This is a genomic window from Photobacterium atrarenae (genome assembly GCF_024380015.1).
Taxonomy (GTDB): Bacteria; Pseudomonadota; Gammaproteobacteria; order Enterobacterales; family Vibrionaceae; genus Photobacterium; species Photobacterium atrarenae.
Genome location: NZ_CP101509.1, coordinates 1,536,170 through 1,557,788, shown reverse-complemented (window position 1 = coordinate 1,557,788; position 21,619 = coordinate 1,536,170). Strand labels below are relative to the sequence as shown.

The 21,619-nt window shown below is 54.3% G+C and carries 23 protein-coding genes; 12 read left to right on the top strand and 11 right to left on the bottom strand.

The annotated features are described in order from the left end of the window. Positions 1-89: 89 nt before the first annotated feature. On the top strand, positions 90-1,478 hold the full coding sequence (locus NNL38_RS22945; RefSeq protein ID WP_439651430.1) for an alpha-amylase family glycosyl hydrolase: 1,389 nt from the start codon (positions 90-92) through the stop codon (positions 1,476-1,478). Positions 1,479-1,494: 16 nt separating this feature from the next. On the opposite strand, the gene NNL38_RS22940 is transcribed toward NNL38_RS22945, so the two are convergent. Beyond that, positions 1,495-1,776: a PepSY domain-containing protein gene (locus NNL38_RS22940; protein ID WP_255391189.1), complete on the bottom strand. Its 282-nt coding sequence runs from the start codon at positions 1,774-1,776 to the stop codon at positions 1,495-1,497. Positions 1,777-2,002: 226 nt separating this feature from the next. On the opposite strand from NNL38_RS22940, the gene NNL38_RS22935 reads away from it, so the two are divergent. Then, positions 2,003-2,386, top strand: coding sequence for a hypothetical protein (locus NNL38_RS22935; RefSeq protein ID WP_255391188.1), 384 nt, complete (start codon positions 2,003-2,005; stop codon positions 2,384-2,386). Positions 2,387-2,397: 11 nt separating this feature from the next. After that, positions 2,398-3,786: a class II fumarate hydratase gene (locus NNL38_RS22930; protein WP_255391187.1), complete on the top strand. Its 1,389-nt coding sequence runs from the start codon at positions 2,398-2,400 to the stop codon at positions 3,784-3,786. Between the two features lie 25 nt (positions 3,787-3,811). Here NNL38_RS22930 and NNL38_RS22925 read toward each other — a convergent pair whose 3' ends face one another. Beyond that, positions 3,812-4,618: an EAL domain-containing protein gene (locus NNL38_RS22925; protein WP_255391186.1), complete on the bottom strand. Its 807-nt coding sequence runs from the start codon at positions 4,616-4,618 to the stop codon at positions 3,812-3,814. A gap of 268 nt (positions 4,619-4,886) precedes the next feature. Here NNL38_RS22925 and NNL38_RS22920 point away from each other — a divergent pair, with 268 nt between their 5' ends. From NNL38_RS22920 to NNL38_RS22910, 3 genes are all read left to right on the top strand, one after another. Beyond that, a complete protein-coding gene (locus tag NNL38_RS22920; RefSeq protein ID WP_255391185.1) occupies positions 4,887-5,591 on the top strand; it encodes an HAD family hydrolase in 705 nt (234 codons plus the stop codon). Positions 5,592-5,811: 220 nt separating this feature from the next. Beyond that, positions 5,812-6,354: a cytochrome b gene (locus NNL38_RS22915; RefSeq protein ID WP_255392314.1), complete on the top strand. Its 543-nt coding sequence runs from the start codon at positions 5,812-5,814 to the stop codon at positions 6,352-6,354. Further along, the gene (locus tag NNL38_RS22910) at positions 6,351-6,920 is read left to right on the top strand and encodes a YceI family protein (protein ID WP_255391183.1); all 570 of its coding nucleotides are present in this window, start codon (positions 6,351-6,353) and stop codon (positions 6,918-6,920) included. Before NNL38_RS22915 ends, NNL38_RS22910 begins: the two co-directional genes overlap by 4 nt. Positions 6,921-6,987: 67 nt before the next feature. On the opposite strand, the gene NNL38_RS22905 is transcribed toward NNL38_RS22910, so the two are convergent. Further along, complete coding sequence (locus tag NNL38_RS22905; protein WP_255391182.1) at positions 6,988-7,458, bottom strand: dCMP deaminase family protein; 471 nt, start codon at positions 7,456-7,458, stop codon at positions 6,988-6,990. Positions 7,459-7,693: 235 nt separating this feature from the next. Here NNL38_RS22905 and NNL38_RS22900 point away from each other — a divergent pair, with 235 nt between their 5' ends. Next, the gene (locus tag NNL38_RS22900; RefSeq protein WP_255391181.1) at positions 7,694-8,164 is read left to right on the top strand and encodes a Dps family protein; all 471 of its coding nucleotides are present in this window, start codon (positions 7,694-7,696) and stop codon (positions 8,162-8,164) included. A 57-nt stretch (positions 8,165-8,221) separates the two neighbouring features. Here NNL38_RS22900 and hemB read toward each other — a convergent pair whose 3' ends face one another. Together hemB and NNL38_RS22890 are read right to left on the bottom strand one after the other, a co-directional pair. Beyond that, the gene (gene hemB, locus NNL38_RS22895; RefSeq protein WP_255391180.1) at positions 8,222-9,211 is read right to left on the bottom strand and encodes a porphobilinogen synthase; all 990 of its coding nucleotides are present in this window, start codon (positions 9,209-9,211) and stop codon (positions 8,222-8,224) included. Positions 9,212-9,371: 160 nt separating this feature from the next. Next, a complete protein-coding gene (locus NNL38_RS22890; RefSeq protein WP_255391179.1) occupies positions 9,372-10,274 on the bottom strand; it encodes a LysR family transcriptional regulator in 903 nt (300 codons plus the stop codon). 172 nt (positions 10,275-10,446) lie between these two features. On the opposite strand from NNL38_RS22890, the gene NNL38_RS22885 reads away from it, so the two are divergent. The 5 genes from NNL38_RS22885 (at position 10,447) to NNL38_RS22865 (ending at position 15,181) form a co-directional block, all read left to right on the top strand. After that, entirely contained in the window at positions 10,447-11,256 is an 810-nt protein-coding gene (locus tag NNL38_RS22885) for a putative hydro-lyase (RefSeq protein WP_255391178.1), read from the top strand. Positions 11,257-11,272: 16 nt separating this feature from the next. Further along, entirely contained in the window at positions 11,273-12,082 is an 810-nt protein-coding gene (locus tag NNL38_RS22880) for a 5-oxoprolinase subunit PxpA (protein WP_255391177.1), read from the top strand. Beyond that, positions 12,082-12,870: a 5-oxoprolinase subunit PxpB gene (gene pxpB / locus NNL38_RS22875; protein WP_255391176.1), complete on the top strand. Its 789-nt coding sequence runs from the start codon at positions 12,082-12,084 to the stop codon at positions 12,868-12,870. Before NNL38_RS22880 ends, pxpB begins: the two co-directional genes overlap by 1 nt. Then, positions 12,867-13,838: a 5-oxoprolinase subunit C family protein gene (locus NNL38_RS22870; protein ID WP_255391175.1), complete on the top strand. Its 972-nt coding sequence runs from the start codon at positions 12,867-12,869 to the stop codon at positions 13,836-13,838. The genes pxpB and NNL38_RS22870 overlap by 4 nt, the downstream gene beginning before the upstream one ends. Positions 13,839-13,942: 104 nt before the next feature. Then, on the top strand, positions 13,943-15,181 hold the full coding sequence (locus tag NNL38_RS22865) for an NRAMP family divalent metal transporter (RefSeq protein ID WP_255391174.1): 1,239 nt from the start codon (positions 13,943-13,945) through the stop codon (positions 15,179-15,181). A 99-nt stretch (positions 15,182-15,280) separates the two neighbouring features. Here NNL38_RS22865 and NNL38_RS22860 read toward each other — a convergent pair whose 3' ends face one another. The 6 genes from NNL38_RS22860 to doeB all read right to left on the bottom strand — a co-directional run bounded on the left by NNL38_RS22860 (position 15,281) and on the right by doeB (position 21,601). After that, positions 15,281-16,216 (bottom strand): DMT family transporter, encoded by a 936-nt coding sequence (locus tag NNL38_RS22860; protein WP_255391173.1) that lies wholly within the window; start codon positions 16,214-16,216, stop codon positions 15,281-15,283. Between the two features lie 54 nt (positions 16,217-16,270). Continuing rightward, positions 16,271-16,705 (bottom strand): RidA family protein, encoded by a 435-nt coding sequence (locus NNL38_RS22855; protein WP_255391172.1) that lies wholly within the window; start codon positions 16,703-16,705, stop codon positions 16,271-16,273. 179 nt (positions 16,706-16,884) lie between these two features. Beyond that, positions 16,885-18,291 carry an aspartate aminotransferase family protein gene (locus NNL38_RS22850; RefSeq protein WP_255391171.1) on the bottom strand — a complete coding sequence of 469 codons (1,407 nt, stop codon included), beginning with the start codon at positions 18,289-18,291 and terminating at the stop codon, positions 16,885-16,887. 34 nt (positions 18,292-18,325) lie between these two features. Beyond that, positions 18,326-19,846 (bottom strand): NAD-dependent succinate-semialdehyde dehydrogenase, encoded by a 1,521-nt coding sequence (locus NNL38_RS22845; RefSeq protein WP_255391169.1) that lies wholly within the window; start codon positions 19,844-19,846, stop codon positions 18,326-18,328. A 241-nt stretch (positions 19,847-20,087) separates the two neighbouring features. Continuing rightward, complete coding sequence (locus tag NNL38_RS22840; protein ID WP_255391168.1) at positions 20,088-20,567, bottom strand: Lrp/AsnC family transcriptional regulator; 480 nt, start codon at positions 20,565-20,567, stop codon at positions 20,088-20,090. Between the two features lie 29 nt (positions 20,568-20,596). Then, positions 20,597-21,601, bottom strand: a complete 1,005-nt coding sequence (doeB, locus tag NNL38_RS22835; RefSeq protein WP_255391167.1) for a N(2)-acetyl-L-2,4-diaminobutanoate deacetylase DoeB — start codon at positions 21,599-21,601, stop codon at positions 20,597-20,599. Between the last annotated feature and the right edge of the window lie 18 nt (positions 21,602-21,619).

Sequence of the window (21,619 nt, the reverse complement as noted above, 5' to 3'; positions counted from 1 at the left end):
CCCGAAATGGGCACGACGGAGGTGAATACTTTTATCCTTCCTCTCAGTAGACTGGACACAGTTTTTCAGATGGATATACGTACATGACGATGCACGATTTCGCCGCTTGCCAGCCGCAGGCAACCAACGTCATCCTCCATGCCTTCGACTGGCCCTATCACCGCGTGACAGCACACGCACAAGCCATTGCCGATGCCGGATTCAAGGCGGTCCTGGTCTCCCCGCCGATGAAATCTCTCCGTGCCAGTCCTGCCACTCCCTGGTGGCAACGCTATCAGCCACAGGACTATCGGGTTATCGACAACCAACTCGGCAATACCGAAGACTTTCGTCAGATGACAGCCAGCCTGAAGGCGCTGAATCTGGAAGTGTATGCAGACGTGGTGTTTAACCATATGGCCAATGAGTCCAAAACTCGCTGCGATCTGCATTACCCAGATCAGACCGTACTCCGGGATTACCAACAGCAAGCGGCTCACTACGAATCACTAAAATTATTTGGCGATCTGTCCGAACCCCTGTTTACAGAGCAGGACTTTGTCTCGGCCTTTCCAATCCGGGACTGGACCGATCCCTGGCAGGTTCAGCATGGCCGGATCAGCGGCGGGCAGGAAGATCCCGGCCTGCCGACGCTCAGTTGCAATGAAAATGTAGTAAAAGCCCAACAAGCATACCTACGTGCGCTGAAAACGATGGGCGTTAGCGGGTTTCGCATTGACGCAGCCAAGCATATGACCTTGACACACCTTAAACAGGTCTGGGATGCTGAAATCGCGGATGGCGTTCATATCTTTGGTGAAATCATTACTGACGGCGGCGCGACACGTGAGGAGTATGAGCTGTTTCTCAAGCCCTACCTGGAACAGACCAGCCTTGGGGCGTACGATTTCCCGCTGTTCCACGCGCTATTCAAGGTTTTCGAGCAGCAAGGTTCAATGGCCGAGCTGATCAACCCCTACTCTGTCGGGCAAGCGCTGGCTTTTGATCGGGCTATCACCTTTGCCGTCACCCACGACATGCCAAACAACGATGTATTTCTCGATCAGGTGATGTGTGAGGAAAATGAGCAATTAGCCTATTGCTACCTGCTCGGTCGCGATGGGGGAAGTCCTTTGATTTATGCCGATCTGGATACCAGCGGTCTTAGCAATCAGGCCGGTAGACCCAGATGGGTCGATAGCTGGCAAAATCCGTTACTCCAGCGGATGATCCACTTCCATAACCAGGTCCACGGTCAGCCAATGCAGTGCCTTGAATACAGTGACAGCCACCTGGTGTTTAGCCGGGGGGAACAGGGTGTGGTAGCGATCAACAAAGGTCAACGCGAGCAGGTCATTACCCTGCCAACCGGTAAATATACCGATTGGCTAGCCATGCCCGGGGTGGTCGTCGAATCGTTCGAGAAAGCCGGCCCACAGCTGCAACTGCGCTTACCGGCACGCTCCGGGGCGATGCTGATCGCAACAAAAAATAAGTAACGGCTATGATTACAGGCTAGTCTGCTTCGATACTGATCACTTTTCCGGTGTAGAGATCCATTTCGATCTCTACCCGTTGTCCATCCGAATCACGGGCTTCGACTTCAATTTCATGATCATCACGCTCCACTTTGATTTTCCTGAAATCGTGATACCCCTGACCTTGCAATATTTTCATCGCTTTCGGGACACTCAACGCCGTACGCTCCACATTTCCCGACGCTTCAGCCACAGCCGGCAACATCACCATCCCGGTAGCCAGCCATAAACCGACCTTAAGCGCCTTCGTCTTCTTCATGATACGTTCCACCAAACAACCTGAACTTCACTCATCATACCAGAGCTCTATGCCGGATAAGCAGTGTTTTACGGCCATGGCTGTGAATCAGATCACGCATTCTATCCGGCGAGTCCCCAGGCAGGATCGTATACACTGAACAGTAAGCTCAACTCACTTGCACGATCCAGACTTAAATGATAATAGTTATCAGTATCATAATTTGTTTTAAGTTTCGGAGCGCTCTATGGAAAAACAGGCCCAGCTCTACTCCCAGTTCTTCAAAGCTGAAGATCGCTTCATTTCACCGCCAATCATCCCCGGCTTCGAACCGGATATCGTGATTGACTTTGTGCAGTCAGGGCTCAATTTGGCGGCTTATTACTGTCGTCATACCCCGAGCTATAACCCCTTGCTGCAAGAGCTGCTTCTGCGGCGAGTATTCTTCAACTTAGTGGAAGCGATTCGCCATACCGGCCATTCCCGAATCTTCCGGCGCATCTGCGCGGATCACCTTCACTGCCCGCTGCTGGCACTCAAAAAATGTTATGGCAACTCCGCCTATGGGCAAAAGCAGCTTCAGTCTCTGCAGCGCGGGCTTTTACAAATCCACTATCACTCTGGACTCTAAGGATAATGAACATGACTTCCCAGTATCGCATCGAAAAAGACAGTATGGGCGAAGTGAAAGTCCCTCAGGACGCGCTTTATCAAGCTCAGACTCAACGTGCGGTGAATAACTTTCCGATCAGCGGGATCCCGATGCCCCAGCAGTTCATTCAGGCGCTAGCCTATGTCAAGCAAGCCGCGGCACGCAGCAACCTGGAACTCAAGTTACTCGATCACGACATCGCCCATGCGATTATTGACAGCTGTCAGGAAATCATTGACGGCCAGCATCTGGCACAATTCCCGATTGACATTTTTCAGACCGGCTCGGGGACCAGTTCGAACATGAATGCCAATGAAGTGATCGCCACGCTGGCCAGCCAGAAATGTGATCAGGCCGTTAACCCGAACGATCACGTCAACATGGGACAAAGCAGTAATGATGTGATCCCAACGACGATCCAGGTCAGTGGCGCCCTGGCCTGCCATACCCAGTTGTTCCCGGCGATCGAACACCTGATTACCGTCATCGACGACAAAACCCAAGCGGTTGGCCAGGTGGTCAAAACCGGTCGGACGCACCTGATGGATGCCATGCCGGTGACTTTGGGTCAGGAACTGCAAGGCTGGAAATCCCAGCTGGAAAAAGCCCACCACGGGATCAGCCAGGCGCTGGAAAATGTCACCGCTTTGGCGCAAGGTGGTACCGCAGTCGGCACCGGAATTAACGCTGAACCGGAGTTTGCGGCGATATTTGCCAACAATATTTCAGTCTCGACCGAGATCAGCTTTACCGCCAGCGACAATTTCTTCTACAACCTCGGCAGCCAGGACGCGATCGTGGCGCTGTCCGGCCAACTGAAGACCACAGCAGTCGCGATCATGAAGATTTCTAATGATTTACGCTGGATGAATTCCGGCCCACTGGCGGGACTCGGGGAAATTGAACTGGAAGCGCTACAGCCCGGCTCTTCGATCATGCCGGGCAAGGTCAACCCGGTGATACCGGAAGCATCAGCGATGGTCGCTGCGCAAGTGATCGGGAATGACACGACCATCACCATTGCCGGCCAGTCGGGCAACTTCCAGCTCAATGTGATGCTACCGGTGATCGCCTATAACCTGATCCAAAGTATTGAACTGCTGTCGAATGCCGCCATCCTGCTGGCCGATAAAGCCATCAGCAGCTTCTCGGTGCGTGAAGATAACCTACAACAGGCGCTGGCCAAAAACCCAATTCTGGTAACCGCCCTCAACCCAGTCATTGGTTATCTCAAAGCAGCTGAAATTGCCAAAAAAGCCTATCAGGAGCAACGGCCAATTATTGATGTTGCCGTTGAAGAAACCGAACTCGGCCGGGATGAACTCGAGCAATTACTGAATCCGGAAAAACTGACCCAGGGCGGAGTCGCCCACAACTAACCGTATCGACCACCTGTTGCCCCGATCAGCCACAAACCGGCTCAAAATGTCGGGGCAAATAGCAGGCCAGCTCCGGATGGCCAATATAATAGCCCTGCATATAATCTACGCCAATGCCGCGTACTGATTCGAAATCCGCCTCACTCTCAACGCCTTCCACCAGCACCCGGGCTTTGAGCTCTTTGGCTAACGTAACAACATCCAGCAACGCTTGGGGCCTCCCGGCCCGAAGCTGCACGAGCAGGCTGCGGTCGATTTTGATAACCTCCGGATTCACGTAACGAGCCCGGGTTTCAGAAGACCCATCGACACCGTAATCATCCATGGCAATCCGCAAGCCATGTTGCTGCATGTTTTTCAATGAGTGCAACAGCAGCCTGTCATTGGACGTATAGTGCTCCAGCAGTTCGAAATAGATATGTTCAGCGGAAACACCAAGCTCAGTCACCTGAGTCATAAAAGAGTGCTGCAAACACTGCTGACTGGCGGTATCGAGCGCTGCAATGGGCGTCATATTGATAAATAAAGCGCCCTGGCTCAGAAATTGCGCATAGTTGTGCAGGTGAATGCTTCTTGCCAGCCGCTCGAGATTGAGACGGTCAGTCACATTGAGCAAACCAGTACTGAAAAAAGGCTCAGTTTTCAGCTGTCTTCCTTCACGATCATAAATCCGCAGCAGGGCTTCGTAGCCAAACAGGGAGCCGTCTGCTGCAACAATAGGCTGAAAAGCACTTCTCAGGGTGTAATCTTGATACACTGCGTACATGCTTTTATCCGCACCCTGTGCCAGGCACTGCGCAAGCTTTCCTCCTGACGTCAATGCACAGCTCACAGGGCTTTCCTTCGTGCTATCGTCATCTATTGTCACTTATCTTCCATTGAACTGAAAAAAGCTGTCTGCACTATACAGAGATTCCCCCGGCCCATCTGTCTCACACTTGAGACACTGTCATGAATACCGCCAAGTACATCCGGAAAAGCAGACAATCTCCAGGCGAGTGCCTTGAAATCTACATAGTACTGAAAGATAAATGTCACATTTCTTATCTATGCTCACCCTCCATAGACGAAGAACTGAAAAAGATTAAAGGATAGAGAGTTTGAACGACGCACATCAGGCTATGGAGAAGAAGCCTTACCTGGCTGTATTTGACCTGGACGAAACCCTTATTGCCGCCGACTCTGCCAGCCTCTGGAACGAATTTATCGTTGAAAAGGGCCTTGCGCCTGAATCCCTTCTGGTAGAAGAAAAAGAGCTGATGGAAGCTTACGCCAAAGGCAATTTGGACATGCATACCTATTTGCGCACGACACTGAAACCCATCGTGGGCATGGACACCCAAACGCTGAACCAGCTGATGACCGAATTTCTGGCACAGAAAATTAAGCCGGCCTTGTATGAAGATGCCCTTTCCCGCATTGCATGGCATAAAAAGCGCGGCGATTTTATTCTGATTATTTCCGCAACCGGTGAACACCTGGTAAAGCCCATTGCAAAATTATTAGGAGCCGATGACGCCATTGCGATCAACCTAGAGCAAATCAACGGCATTTTCACGGGTAAAACAACCGGAACGCTCAGCTATCAACAAGGAAAGGTGGTGAGAATGAAAGCTTGGCTAGAAGCGCAGGAAATCGAGTTCAGTGGTAGCTACGGCTACAGTGATTCGATTAACGACCTGCCGATGCTGGATGCCGTCGATCGCCCGTTTGCCGTGAACCCGGATCCGGCGCTGGCGCTGCATGCCCAGATGAAAGACTGGACGATTATGGACTGGCGTCACGAAAACAATATATTGCGCTGATTGCGCACTTACCGACGTTTCAAGGCAAGCATTTGCGCTTGCCTTTTTCTTTCCCCGCGGTTTTGCTACGCTCATTTTTTCACCCGTTCACCTATCCCTCAGATAGTTCATTCAAATTATTTGAAGTAGTTGTTCAACTCGCAGGGCTTATCTTTCCGTTGATTCAAACTAGACTATAACTATTCGGTATTAATACCCTGGAATAGATAGACTTTTCATGATGAAAAATACACCCAAAGCCTATGACTGGCTCTCCATTACACTGCACTGGCTGTCTGCCGTCGTAGTCATTGGCCTCTTTGCCGTCGGCTTATGGATGGTTGACCTGAACTATTACTCTCCCTGGTATAAACCGGCCCCCCACTGGCACAAATCTATCGGCCTGTGTCTGGCGTTCGCCACCGTGATTCGCCTCGTGTGGAAGCACCTCAAAGGTCATCCGGCCATTGAAGGAGCACGGTGGGAGATGATCAGTGCGAAGGCTGCCCATGGGCTGATCTATCTGCTCATGTTTGGTCTGTTTATTTCCGGTTACCTGATTTCTACCGCGGATGGCCGCGCCATCGATGTTTTTGACTGGTTCTCCGTCCCCGGTTTAGGCGAGCTGTTTCCGAACCAGGCTGATATCGCTGGTGAAATTCACGAATACATGGCCTACACCCTGATTGGACTGGCTGCGCTTCATGCAGCTGCTGCTTTAAAACACCACTTTGTCAATAAAGACAACACCTTGAAAAAAATGTTGGGAGTAAAGGAAAAATGAAAAAACACATGCTTGCTTTGGGATTATTAGCAGCAGTCTCTGTACCTTCAGTTGCTTCAGCAGCAGACTATGTCATTGATACGAAAGGCGCACACGCCTCTATCAACCTGAAAATCAAACATCTGGGTTACAGCTGGATCAAAGGCCGCTTCAACGAGTTTGACGGTACTTTCAGCTATGATCCGAAAAATCTTGCGGCATCCCAAGTGAAGGTCAACGTGGATACTTCCAGCTTTGACACCAACCATGCCGAACGTGACAAGCACGTACGCAGCGAAGACTTTCTGGATGTGAAAAAATACGCCACCGCGACTTTCACCAGCACCAAGGTAACACCGAAAGGCGATGACGCGATGACGATTGACGGCAACCTGACCCTACACGGTCAGACCAAGCCAATCTCCATCGACGCGCAGCTGGTCGGGGAAGGTGAAGACCCATGGGGCGGCTACCGCGCGGGCTTTACCGGGACCACCCGCATCGAGCTGAAAGACTTCGGCATTCAGGTCATGGGTGACTCCAGCTATGCCGATCTTGAACTGCATGTTGAAGGGATTCGCCAGTAAGGCCCTCTCCTTCAGACAAAAAAATCCGGCAGTCGCCGGATTTTTTGTAACTACTGTCAACGCTTCACTAAGCGCTTTCTGAAGCCGTCTTCCTGTCCATCAGCTCCTCGAGTGGCAACCAGTCGACGGCAACGCCTGCCTGAGCAAACATCTCTTCACTGACTTTAATCTTCTCCCCCCAGCGGGACAGAAAATCCTCAGTCTGCTCCGGACAATGCACTGTTGAAATCCCGGTCTGAATAATTTTGGCAGCACAGTTCGGACACGGGAAATGAGTCACCCAGATATCACAACCGGCCAGATCACGCTTGGCAAACAGAATCGCGTTTTCTTCCGCATGTAAGGTTTTCAACAGCTTCATTTCACGATCATCGACATAGGCACTATCGGAAATACCATGTGGGTAGCCATTAAAACCAACAGATACAATGCGGTTTCCCTGTGTGATCACAGCACCGACCTGAGTAGACGGATCTTTACTCCAGGACCCTACCAGTTCAGCCATTTGAAAAAAGCGCACAGCCCACTTCGAAATCATGCTCTTTACCTTTGCTTATCAATTCGCACTATTGTGCATAAGTTCAAGGAACGGCTCAAGCGCCGATTCCGGTGCAAACGCGTTCACCGTGCCCAACATGCGCAATTCAATTGCTATGACCTATCAAAACAATATATTCAATCGATTATATTTTGCCCTCGGTGCGCCTTATGCTTACTCCATAGCCGAGTGAAACAAGAACTCACATCCTACTGAACAGATGAAGGAAACGACCATGGAAAAGAATATGATTGGCCTCGACAAACAGCAGACATCAGCACTCTCAACAGAACTGAATACATTGCTGGCCAATTACCAGTTGCTTTACATGAATGTGCGCGGTTTCCACTGGAATATCAAAGGCCGCAGTTTCTTTGAACTTCACGCAAAGTTTGAAGAAATCTACAACGATCTGGTGATCAAAGTGGATGAAATTGCCGAACGGATCCTGACGCTGGAATCCCAGCCGGTCCATGGCTATTCAAAATACCTGGCCCTGTCAGCGATCCCGGAGACGCTGGATGTCACCGACGGCGCCCAAGCGATTCGCCATATTCTGGATGCGTACCGTACGCTGCTGATCAAACAGCGCCAGATCCTGAGTGCAGCCAGCGAGCTCGGAGATGAAGGGACCGTCTCCCTGCTGAGCGATTACATCAGCCAACAGGAAAAAGAAACCTGGATGCTCAACGCTTACCTGCAGTAACAACAGCGATCACATCACCAAGCCCATCATTTGATGGGCTTAGTTATCTCGTCTGCGTTATGCCTGCTCGTCCGCCAGCCACTGCGCGACCTGCTTGGTGTAGTAACTCACCACCAGCTGCGCCCCGGCCCGCTTGAACCCGGTCAGCGTTTCAAACACCACCGCCTTTTCATCCAGAGCACCAGCCAGGGCAGCAAATTTAATCGCCGCATACTCACCACCGACCTGATAAGCCGCCAGCGGCAAATGCGTTTCCCGACGCAAATTCGCCAGTACATCCAGGTATGGCGTCCCGGGTTTCACCATCAGAATATCCGCCCCTTCCGCTTCATCAAGCAAGGCTTCCTGCAGCGCCTGACGACCATTGGCGTAATCCATCTGATACCCTTTGCGATCGCCATCCAGCTCGCTATCCACAGCGGCGCGGAACGGCCCGTAAAATGACGAAGCAAACTTCACGGCATGGGCCAGAATCGCCACGTGTTCATATCCCACCGCATCCAGGCCGGCCCGGATTGCTTTCACTTGGCCATCCATCATCGCCGACGGTGCCAGCATATCGGCCCCGGCCTTGGCAGCAGTCACACTCTGCTTCACCAGGTTTTCCAGCGTGGCATCATTATCGACACAGTGGTCATGCACAATCCCGCAATGGCCGTGGGTGGTGTACTCACAAAAACAGATATCCGGGATCACCATCATCTCCGGACACGCGGACTTAATGGTGCGGACCATCCGCGCCAGCAGGCCTTCATCATCCCAGGTGTCACTCCCCGCTTCGTCTTTATGGTGAGAGATCCCGAACGGCATGACATAACGGATCCCTAGGGCGTAGAGCGCCCGGACTTCATCTGCCAACTGATTTTCCGGCAACCGTACGATGCCCGGCATGGTCGAGAGCTCGACCGAATCGACAATATTCTCTTCAATGAACAACGGGTGGATCAGATCCGATAGCTCAAAATCATGTTCGCGAACCAATGCTCGCATCGCAGGGGTATGGCGCAGGCGGCGCAGGCGTTTCTCTGGCTTTGGCAGTGTGGTCATGGTGATCAGTCTCTTTTATTTATTTGTATAACAAATATTATCACAACTCATGCGACGCGTTGAGAAACATTCACTTACAGCCTGAATGCTTTCGTGCTTCAAGCCTGGACCCTTTGGATCTCCAATCCTGGATATATTGGCCTGGACAACTACACCCGGATCACTCGCAGCGCCTCTCAAGCTGCTCATAACGGGCTACGGCACAAGTGACCAGTTTCACTGCTTGCTCCGTTAACTGGCTGGCCGGCGCATTGATATAAGAAACGGTAAATTGCAGCGGGCTGGGCTGCCACTCGGCATCCAGCAGGACCAATCGGCCACTGCTCAGCTGATCACAAATCACCTCTTTGGGTAGCGACGCAATGCCCACAGCGTTTTCCACCAGACGAACACTGGCTGACAACGAGCTGGCAGAATAAAAGCGGACCGCCGTCTCCTGCTGTTTAAAGTAACGGGCAATCTCATGATAAGGCGCGGTATTACGGGCATAAGTAATCAACGGCCATTGGGCAAAATCCGCCATCGTCGCGTTTTGTCTGCCCAGCAGCTCGGGACTGGCGACCCAATACAAGGGGTAACCGCAAATGATCTGATTGACCACCACCGGCTCGGTAACCGGGCCGAGCATCAGCGCGATATCAATATTTCTCGCCAGCAGCTCTTTGCTCAGGTTCACAGTCGCATCGACAATGAGCTCCACCTCAACTTCCGGCAGCTGCTGGTGGATCAGCTTTAAGAAATCCGGCAACCAGGTATGGACCAAGGTCTCCGACACCCCGATCCGTAACATGCCTGACAAAGCGGTTGCCGCGTCGGCCTTAAGTCGCAGTTGCTCAGTATTTCTCAGGATGCTCTCCGCCAGGGGTAACAACTCCCGACCTTTTGCGGTCAATGACACCACCCCGCCTTCACGGTGAAACAAAGTTGTGTTGAGGCTTTGCTCCAGATTCGCGATCCGTGTGGAGATCGCTGGTTGCGTGGTACACAACTGTTCCGCGGCCTGACGAAAGCTTCCCAAATTTGCAATCCATACAAAGGTTTCCAGCTGTTTGAGATTCAGCATAACCCCACCTCCTGTGTCGAAATATCGCGTTCATTTCCCCTGCAGACATCACACATCATGCTGCCAGATAAATTTTTTTTATCGGAACACTCAAAAAATCACGAATAGACATTATCTCAGGAAGCCGTATCTTTACCAAGTATTAACACAATAGCTACCAAGGAGCGGTACGATGGACACGTCCGGATTACAACAATCTCTGGCCTCACTTTCCCGGCAAGCGCTGCGAGAGCAGATCCGAGCCAATACTTATACCGGCTCGACCAGCGGGTTGGTACCGGGCTATCTGCAAGCCAACCTGGTGATGCTGCCTGCAGACTGGGCCACTGATTTCTTGCTGTTCTGCCAGAAAAACCCGGTCGCCTGCCCCTTGATTGGTGTCACCGAGCCCGGTCAGCCGTTTCTGGATGAGATTGGTGCAGCCATTGATATCAGCCGCGACGTCCCGGAATATCACGTTTTCCACGACGGTCAGTTCACGGCCAAAGTGCCGGATCTCGAAGTGTACTGGCGGGATGACCTGGTGATTTTCGTGCTGGGCTGCTCCTTTTCATTTGAAGAAGCCCTAATTCAGTCCGGGTTAACCGTGCGAAACATCGAGCAGCAGCGCAACGTCTCGATGTACGACACCCAAATCACCTGCCAGCCCGCCGGGCGGTTTCACGGCAACATGGTGGTTTCCATGCGCCCGTTTACCCCCAAAGACGCGATCCGCGCGATTCAGATCACCAGCCGCTATCCGAAAGCCCATGGCGCACCGGTCCATTTCGGCGATCCGGCAGCAATTGGGATTCAGGATATTAACACCCCCGATTACGGTGAGGCCGTCGATATTCATGCCGACGAAGTGCCGGTGTTCTGGGCCTGCGGCGTCACACCTCAGAATGTCCTGCGCCAGAGCAAGCCACCAATTTGTATCACCCATGCGCCGGGCAAAATGCTGATCACTGACGTACTCAACAACGCCTTGGCTGTGCTGTAAATCAGGGAGAGAAGAGATGAAAATCAACTGTGATATGGGCGAAAGCTTCGGCATCTGGAACATGGGTAATGATGCGCAGGTGATGCCGTATCTGAATATGGCCAATATTGCCTGTGGCATGCACGCTTCCGATCCCACTGTGATGCTTAATACCGTCCGGCTGGCGAAACAGCATCAAGTCACGATCGGTGCCCATCCCGGTTACGCCGACCTGCAAGGCTTCGGCCGTCGCCCGCTTAACCTGAGCCAGGAAGAACTGGCTGCACTCTTTATTTATCAAATCGGCGCGTTGGCCGCGATCTGCCAGAGTGAGTCGATGCCACTCAGCTATGTCAAACCCCATGGCGCTCTGTACAACACCATGATGAAAGATGATCAGGTGTTCACCACCCTGCTGGCCGCCCTGCACCGCTATGATGCCAGCCTGCCCTTGGTGGTGATGGCAGTGCCCAATCATGACCATTATCAGGCCATGGCAGATAAATACGGCATCGAGCTCTGGTTTGAAGCCTTTGTCGATCGCGCCTACGATACCGACGGTCGCTTAATGCCCCGTTCCGAACCCGGCTCCAGTTATCATGAACTGACGCAAATTCGCCGGCAGGCAACCCAACTGATCGAGCACGGCAGCGTGACAACACTGGAAGGGGAGGTGATCCCAGTACGTGCAGACACCCTGTGCATTCACGGTGATGGCCCGCAAGCCTTGCCGACCGCCCAGCTGTTGCAACAACTACTACAAACGCAGCAATTACAGCGTGAACAAGGTCGTGATGCCGATACGTCCACGACTTCTTTGGCCCAACAACACTGCGGAGGCCGCTGATGACCATCACCCCAGTGAACGAAAATACGGTCATGGTTTATCTGGCCGACCAAACCTCACCGGAGACGGCTGATCAGATTGCCGCACTGCTGCCGCTCCTGCGCGCCCGGTTAGGAAACTGCCTGATTGATCTGGTGCCCTCCTACACTTCCATTCTGATCAGCTTTGATCTGATGGCCATCGGGCTCCGTGACTTCACGCAGCAGCTCAAACGCCTGCTGAATGAAGCCAAACAGCAGCAACATCAGCACAGCCCGAGCCCGTTGATCGAGCTGCCGGTGTATTACGGACCGGAAGTAGCGCTGGATGCGGACGAACTTTGTCGCCATACCGGACTGGCTTTCGGGCAAATTATCGATATTCATGCCAGCACCCTGTACCGCGTCTATGCCATTGGCTTTGCACCGGGATTTGCCTATCTGGGTAATACCGATCCCCGGCTCCACATTGCGCGCAAACAAACCCCACGAGCCAAAGTCCCGGCAGGCAGTCTGGCCCTGGCCGATCAACAAACCGCCATCTATCCCAAAGCCTCGCCGGGTGGCTGGCAGATCATCGGTCGCACCCCGGTTGACCTGATTGATTACCAGCGCGAAAACCTGACCCTGTTTGAAATGGGCGCTCAGGTGCGCTTCACCCCGATCTCCCGCGCCCAGTTTCTGGAGCTGGGCGGGGTTATCACGGCGGAAGAGGCAGCACTTGCTGCTCGCAGCAAGCAAACCGATGTCAGTGCCAATACCAGTGCCCGCAACACACGTCGAGAACGCGGCATCCGGGAGGTCGCATGAGTTTAACCGTAGTCACACCGGGGCCCCTGAGCCTGCTTCAGGATCTGGGACGCCACGGCCACCAGCATATCGGGGTCAGCCCCGGCGGCCCGATGGACGAGCATGCATTTTTGTGGGCCAACCGCCTGCTGGATAACCCGAACCATGCCGCCCAGATTGAAATTGCCATGGGGCAGTTCAGCTGTCAGTTTCACACCGAGACCACTATCGCCCTGACCGGCGCGGACATGGCGGCAAAACTCAACCAGCAACCCATCTCGCCCTGGCAAAGCTTCAGCGTACGGGCCGGCGACCAACTGACCCTAAGGGGTAGCCAGGCCGGGATCCGAGCATACCTGGCCGTCAAGGACGGCTTCGTTGTTGATCCCGTTCTCAATAGCTGTGCAACCGTGATGCGAGACAGCCTCGGCGGCCCGGATACCCAAGGCCGCAAGTTAGCCGCGCAAGATTGCCTGCACTATAGCGCCACGCCCGCGCAGCCTTTGCGCCGGGTACCGCGCCAATTCATCCCGCAGTACGGTCAGGATGTGACGCTGGAAGTGATCCCCGGCTATCAATATGCGCAGTTTGCACCCGAGCAGCAGCAACGCTTTTTCAGCCATACCTACACCGTCACACCGCAAATCGATCGCATGGGCTACCGCCTGGCCGGCGAAGCGATCACCTGCCAGACCACCAGCCTGATCTCCGAGGGGATTGCGCTGGGCGCAATCCAGATCCCTGCCGATGGCCAGCCCATCGTCCTGATGCGCGACCGCCAGACCATCGGCGGCTACCCCAAAATCGGCTGCCTCACCGCCAGCAGCCTGAGCAAACTGGCGCAGTGTCAGCCCGGCGCACAAATTCGCTTTGTCGAAAAAGACCTCTATCAGGCGGAAGCTGAGCGAATGATCGAGCAACATTTTTTCCACAGCTATGTCGGGAAAAAACGGGCAGAAGCAATCATCAATCAGGCTTTGACAACCTAAGCCGCAAGATTGGGCAGCAAGAACAGCCCTGCACTCAGTACACCACAACAGACAACAACAAACAGCCCAACGGACAAGGGCCAACTTTTTACAGGAGTATCCATATGGCAGCTGAAAAAATCATCCTCCCATCGCGTGGCACCGAAGCATCGGCATCCCCCCGCAGCGGGTTTAACTGGTCGTTGATCATGGGCGCGGCCTTTCTGATGGCCACCTCGGCGGTCGGTCCGGGTTTTCTGACCCAGACCACCGTATTTACCCAGACGCTGGGCGCGAGCTTTGCCTTCGTGATTCTGGTGTCGATCCTGCTCGATATCGGCGCGCAACTGAACATCTGGCGGGTCATCGTTGTGTCCAAAAAACGCGCGCAGGATATTGCCAATGAGCTGCTGCCGGGGTTGGGCTTTGCCATTGCAGGCGCCGTCGCACTAGGTGGCCTGGCGTTTAACATCGGGAATATCGGCGGGGCCGGCATGGGAATGAACGTCCTGTTCCCGTCTCTGTCGCCGATTGCCGGGGCCGGTATCAGTGCTGTCATCGCGGTGACGATTTTCCTGCTCAAAGATGCCGGAAAAGTCATGGACCGCTTCACCGTACTCATGGGCGGCGCTTTGATTGCGATGACCCTTTATGTGCTGTTCTCCACAGAACCGCCGGTGGCGCAGGCGATGTACCGTTCAGTCTGGCCGGAGCATATTGATGTGATTGCGATTGTGACCCTGGTCGGCGGTACTGTCGGGGGTTATATCACCTTTGCCGGAGCCCACCGTTTGGTGGATGCGGGCGTGACCGGACAGGAGGCCCTGCCGCAGGTCAACCGTGGTTCTATCTCTGCCATCAGTCTGGCTTCTCTGGTGCGCATCATCCTGTTCCTTGCCGCACTCGGCGTGATCAGCCAGGGCGTCACGCTCGATCCGAGCAACCCACCGGCTTCAATGTTCCAGCACGCCGCCGGTAATGTCGGCTATAAGATCTTCGGGCTGGTGCTGTGGGCGGCAGCCATCACTTCCGTGATCGGTGCGGCTTATACCTCGGTTTCTTTCCTGAAAACGCTCCATCCGCTGATTGAAAAGCACGCCCGTGCATTCATCATCGGATTCATTGTCACCTCGACTTTGATCTTCTGCTTTATCGGTAAGCCGGTTGCCCTGCTGATCATCGCCGGTGCCCTGAACGGGTTCATTCTACCAGTGACCCTGGGCACCATGCTGGTGGCAGCCAAGAAGAAGGCAATTATCGGCAGCTATCAACATCCGGCCTGGATGTCACTGATTGGCTGGGGGATCACAGTGATGATGGCGATGATGAGCCTTTACACCCTGTATAACATGCTGCTGAAATAACACTTCCGCGACAACAAAACAAAAGCCAGTGACCGGTTAACGAGTCGCTGGCTTTTTTGTTAAATACCGACTTCTTTCCTGAGTTTTCCTGCGCCGCTCTTAACCAGCCGCAGATTCTTCGGTTGTCGGCACCCCGTGCGGCGCTGGCCTCGCTTTATTCTCCGCGCTCGGTGGTTTGTTTAGCATCAACGCAGCAACAATCACCGCCAGAGCCAGCCAGGTCGTCAGTTCAACCACTTCATGATTAAACACCGCCCCAATCACCACACCAATCGCCGGTACCAGGTAATTGGTCATTGAGGTAAACACTGGCCCGGTTCGCTGCAACAGCGCCATATAAAGGTAATACACGACTCCGGCACACATCACACCAAGATAAACGAGCGAGCCCAGTGCACGAGCTGCGTAATCGCTGGCTTCAAGCGGCGAGAGCACAAAAGCTATCAGGACCAACTGGAGACTCGCCATCGCTAATACATTCCGGGCCACAATCAGCGGATGTTCCTCTTTCACCCGGTTGAGCAACAACAGCGCTACGGCAAAACTGGCGGCTGCGCCCATCACTGCCAGCCCCCGGACGGGTTCCACGCTGCCAATGCCGCTCGATAGCGCCGGCCAGAACAGCAGCACCAGGCCACCGAACCCCAGTAACACACTCATCAAGCCATAGCGGGTAATGCTCGCACTGCGGATCAACAGCGGCGCGCACAGCAGCGCAAAGAACGGGATCGTCCCCATCAGTACAGCGACAACGGAGCTATCGAGCTGTTGCTGTGCCCAGGGAACCAGCACGAACGGAATCGTTGCTTCCAGCAAGCCAATCAGGGCAAATAATCCCCATTGGTTTCTGCTGTGGCTCCGGCTACGCAATTTCAGCACCCGACATAGCAGGACCAAGGTCAGTGTCCCAATCACCGAACGACTCGCTCCGACCCAGAAGGGTGAGATTTCAGCCACCGCCACATCCTGAAACAAAAACTGGGAACCCCAGATCAATCCAATCGCGGCTAATAACAGATAGTTCTTATAATTCATCAAGCGCTCCGCACATCCAATTCCCAAAAAATACAATGCCCTTTCTAAAAACGTCTATTCTGTCGCAGCTTTGAACGCGATGGCATCGACTTCAATCTGCATCCCTTCCAACGCCAATGCCGGGACCGGGATCAAGGTGCTGGCCGGCAGATGTGCCGGATCCCAGGTGCGGCTGACGGCGTCGCTCCAGATTGCCAGTTTGTCCGCGTTATGATCGACAATCAGCACAGTAATTTTGACGATATTTTCGAACTGCAATCCATGCTCGGCCAGCGCAATGCCGAGGTTTTTGAGGGCAAATTCCACCTGGCGGCTGAAATCATGGCTCAGGGTATGCTCAAGATCTTCACCGCCGCTCTGGCCGGAGATAAACACCAGCTCTCCCGAGTTCGGTGCAGCGACACTATGGCAAAACCCAAAAGGGGTCGGATTAAACAACGCGGCAGGATTGTGATGGTTCAGGGCATTTCGAGCGGTTGAATTTTTCATGGCGATTCCTTTTTATGCTGAACGTTTATGTCTATATGTGAATAGGAAACAGCATAAAACCTCAGGTTAACCTGAGGTCAAGAAGAAAGATTCAGTCTTTTTTTTACCAGCGCTGATGACCCGTCCCTTAGCTCGCCAGGCGCCCAAGGACCGGGTCAGATCAGGCGTTCAAATAGACACTACCGGGGCTGCCATTGCTTGCTGGTCACCAGTTGATCCATCACCTGATTCACTGCCCGGGTTGTTTTCGCCACGATTTGATCGATATCCTCGCGAGTCGCGATCAGCGGTGGGGCAAAACCCAGAATATCACCATGCGGCATCGCCCGAGCGATCAACCCTTGCTCAAGACAAGCCGTCGCCACTTGGGGGCCGACTTTCAAATTGGGATCAAAATGACGCCGCCGCTGCCGATCAGACGAAAATTCCAGCGCATGCAGCATACCGATCCCGCGGCTTTCCCCAACCAGCGGGTGGTCGCCGAACGCCGCGTTCATCTGCTGCTGCAGGTACGCCCCGACATCCCGGGCATTATCGACCAGACTCTCCCGGGCAATGATATCCAGGTTGCACAGCGCCGCAGCCGCCCCAAGTGGGTGGCCGGAATAGGTATACCCGTGACCGAAGGCGCCCCAGGTATCGGTCCCCGCTTCCAGGGTTTGCCACACTTTTTCCCCGACCATCACGCCGGAAAGCGGCTGGTAGGCGGACGTCAGTCCTTTCGCCACGGTGATCAGATCCGGTTTCATGTCATATAAAATCGAGCCAAATGCCGCACCGAGGCGCCCAAAGCCACACACGACTTCATCGGCGATCAGCAGCACATCATATTTATCCAGCACCGGGCGGATTGCCTGCCAGTAGCCCTCGGGCGGCGGGACTATTCCCCCAGTTCCCAATACAGGCTCGGCAATCATGGCGGCAACGGTCTCCGGCCCCTCGGCCAGGATCTGTGCCTCCAGTTGATCGGCACAGAACCGGGAAAACTCAAGCTCCGTCATATTGTCGTCATCGCGCCGGTAGTAATACGGCGCGACGGTGTGCTTGATGCGATCCAGCGGTAAATCAAAGTAGGCGTGAAACAGGGGCAGCCCGGTCATCGAGCCCGACGCAATACTGGAGCCGTGGTACCCACGATCCCGGGCAATGACTTTCTTCTTCTCCGGCCGCCCGAGCACATTGTTGTAATACCACACCAGCTTGAGCTGGGTTTCATTGGCATCACTGCCCGACATGCCGTAATAAACTTTGCTCATCCCGGTCGGCGCCATCGCCAGCAAGCGTTCAGACAAATGAACCACGGCTTCGTTAGTATGACCAACATAGGTGTGATAAAAGGCCAGCTTTTTCGCCTGCTCATAAATCGCCTCGGCCATCTCGCTGCGCCCGTAGCCGATATTGACACAGTAAAGGCCAGCAAAGCCGTCAATCAATTCCTGGCCTTCCGAATCCTGAATGCGGATCCCGTGGCCACCGGTCACCACCCGACCCGGCACTTGCCCGGCCGCATACTGCTTCAGATGGGTTGAGGCGTGAAACACACATTGACGGTCCAGCTCCAGTAAGGTTTGCGTTTGTTTTTTCATCGATGTTCTCCTTATCCATGTCAGCCAGCTTTGTTCATTCGCCATGCGCTGCAGGCAGCGCCCCTAAGCAGCCGTACTTGATTTCACTGAATTCATCGAGCCCATAACGGCTCCCTTCCCGGCCCAAACCGGATTGTTTCACACCGCCGAACGGGATCGGGTGGCCGGTCATTTTGACCGAGTTCACGCTGACCATGCCAAATTCCAGCCCGCGCAGGCACTGCCAGATCCGGCGGATGTCATGGCCATAGACATAAGCCGCCAGGCCATATTCTGTTGCATTGCTCATCCGGATCACCTCGGCCAGATCGTCATAAGGCAGCACCCCGGCCACCGGACAAAAGTTTTCCTCGCGATAGACATCCATCGCCGGGGTCACATCCGCCAGCAAGGTGGGCGCAAAGAAGTTCGGCCCTAAATGAAGTTCATCATAGCCGGCAATCAACCGGGCCCCCTTCGCCAGGGCATCCTGCACCAACGCATGGGCTTTACTCACCGCTGCGCGATTGATCAGCGGACCAAGGCTCACCGACGGGTCGAAGCCGTCCCCCACCTCGAGTTGACGCATCTGGGCGGCAAAAGCTTCTAAAAACAAGGCATAAGACTGGCGAGGTACAAAAATACGGTTCGCGGCCAGGCAGTCCTGGCCCGAAGTCTGAAACTTCGCCGCCACGGCGGCTTTGGCAGCAGCTGATACATCCATGTCTTCCAACATGATGAAAGGTGCATTGCCGCCCAGCTCCATACTGCATTTCTTGACGGTTGCGGCAGCTGACCGGAGCAGGTGTTTCCCCACCCGGGTCGAACCGGTAAATGACAGCGCTTTGACGGTCTCGGACTGACACAGCACCTCTGAAACCAGCGCACCACTCCCGGTGATCACATTCACTACCCCGGCCGGGATCCCGGCACGCTCGGCCAGTTCAGCCAGCGCCAGAGCAGAAAACGGCGTCTCGCTGGCCGGCTTAATCAGCACCGTACAGCCGGCAGCCAGGGCCGCCGCGGCTTTGCGGGTCACCATGGCATTGGGGAAATTCCAAGGGGTGATCAGGGCCGCAACACCAACCGGCTCGCGAAACGTCAGCAGTTGTGCATCGGGGATATGGCTGGGAATGGTTTCGCCATAACTGCGGCGCCCTTCTTCAGCAAACCAGCGGATAAAGGAGGCCCCGTAGTCGACCTCTCCCCGCGCTTCCGCAATGGTCTTACCCTGCTCCATCACCATCAACCGGGCCAGATCTTCTCTGGCTGTCAGGATCAAATCATGCCAACGCAACAGATAGTCCGCACGCTCATCCGCCTGAAGAGTACGCCAAGATTGAAATGCCTGCTCTGCCGCATCAATGGCCTCACTGATCTGCGCCTGATTCAATTGGGTCACATAGCCAATGACATCATTATTTGACGGGTTTTCGACGGCCAGAAAGCGCTCGCCGGTGATCCACTTCCCGTTCACATACGCCAGGCTGCGGACCAGGCGAATGTCATCCATCACGGCCATCATGGCGTGCGAGGGTTTCAGCTCGCTGTGGTCACGGTGATTAGCCACATTCATCAGACCTCCTCCTCTGCGTGTTGACTTGAGGCTTCTTCTTTCAGCCTAAACAAATCCACCTTCGTCTTTTTCTGAAGCAGCGCACACCACCTTGGTGATTTTTCTGGAAGGAAGGTTATTGTTTGGCTTTTTTCCCGTGGGCCGATCCTTGATCGAAGTGGGAATGAAGCGTCGTCAGAGCGTTTGCACAACGTTTCAAAAGCGATGCGTTGCGAAAGCGGCAAGCTGCTGGGGCCACTGCTCAGCGCAGCAGGTGCGGCGAGAGGTTCAGCGCCGGCTCATCGCGCTTAATGGTCTTGGTCACTATGTAGGTAAAGTAGCGCTCAATACCGAGATCCGCTTCAAGCCAGCTATCGATTAGACGCTGATACTGATCAATATCTTCGGTTTGCACTTTGAGGATATAGTCTACCCCGCCGCCGGTGGCATAACATTCGGTGACGGCAGTGCACTCGGCAATATAAGACTCAAAACGGCGGAACGCTTCGGCATGGTGTTGTTTCAGGGCAACCTCCACCAGCACGGCGGTACATTTGACCAACAGCTCCTGATTTATTCGAGCGCCGTATCCTTCAATGACCCCGGCGGATTCAAGCTTTCTCACCCGCTCCCAGCACGGACTGACGGACAAGTTAATTGCATCGGCCAAGTGTGATTTGGTGATCCGCCCATTGTGCTGCAAAATCTGCAAAATTTTCACATCATAGCGATCAAGTCGCATAAATCTCCTCCCTGGTTGACGTGTAGCAATTATGACTCGGGCAGCACCCGGGCTATCACTGCAATCGTATCCCCCATATTGACCAGCGCCGGATGACGTCGGGCTGCCAGAATCCCGTCGCGCTGCGCCCGGTAGATCTGAGGCGGCTCACCCGTCCGCGCCATCGAGTAGATGCTGGCAATGACATCGCCTTCTCGTACTGCTGCGCCCAGCGATACCTCAAACGCGGCGATCCCGTGATGCTCACTTTGCAGGTAGCAATTGGCATCGGCCATGTCCAACTCCCGGGTGGGTTGGGCTGGCGGCTCGACCTCTCCAAGCAAAATACCGGCCACCCGGAGAAAATTACGGATGCCGCGATCAGCGCAGGCAATTGACGCCGGCGTGCTGCTCCCGCCGCCGCCCAGCTCAGTGGTGACAAATACTTTACCCTGCGATTCAACGGCGGTGTCATATAATCCGGCAGGGTCCATCTCAACCATTCGCATGGTATACGGCGCGCCGAACCCCTTCGCCGCCTGCCAGCAGGCGGCTTCCTGTTCCGGATCGGGCAGACGATGCGCCGCAGCAAACGGGATAATATCTAAGGTGTTGCCCCCGGAGTGGATATCCAACGCGTATTGGCACAGCGGCACCAGGTAACGATTGAAATAGTCGGCGATCTTTTCTGTCACACTGCCGGTTGGATTGCCCGGAAAGGCCCGGTTTAAATTGCCCCGATCAATCGGCGAAGTCCGCGAGCCATTGACCACCGCCGGATGGTTCATCATCGGCACAATGATCACCCGCCCGTGGATAGTCTCCGGTGTGAGCTGATGCGAGAGCTTGAGTAAGCTAGTGATCCCTTCATATTCATCACCATGGTTCCCACCCGTCAGGAGCGCCGTCGGCCCGGCCCCGTTTTTCACCACAGTGATCGGAGTCATCACCGCGCCCCAGGCTGAGCCATCATGGGAATACGGCAGCTTCAAAAATCCGTACTGCACGCCATCCTGATCAAAATCCACACTGGCACTGATTGATGTTGGTTGCATGTCCCATCCTTGTCTGGT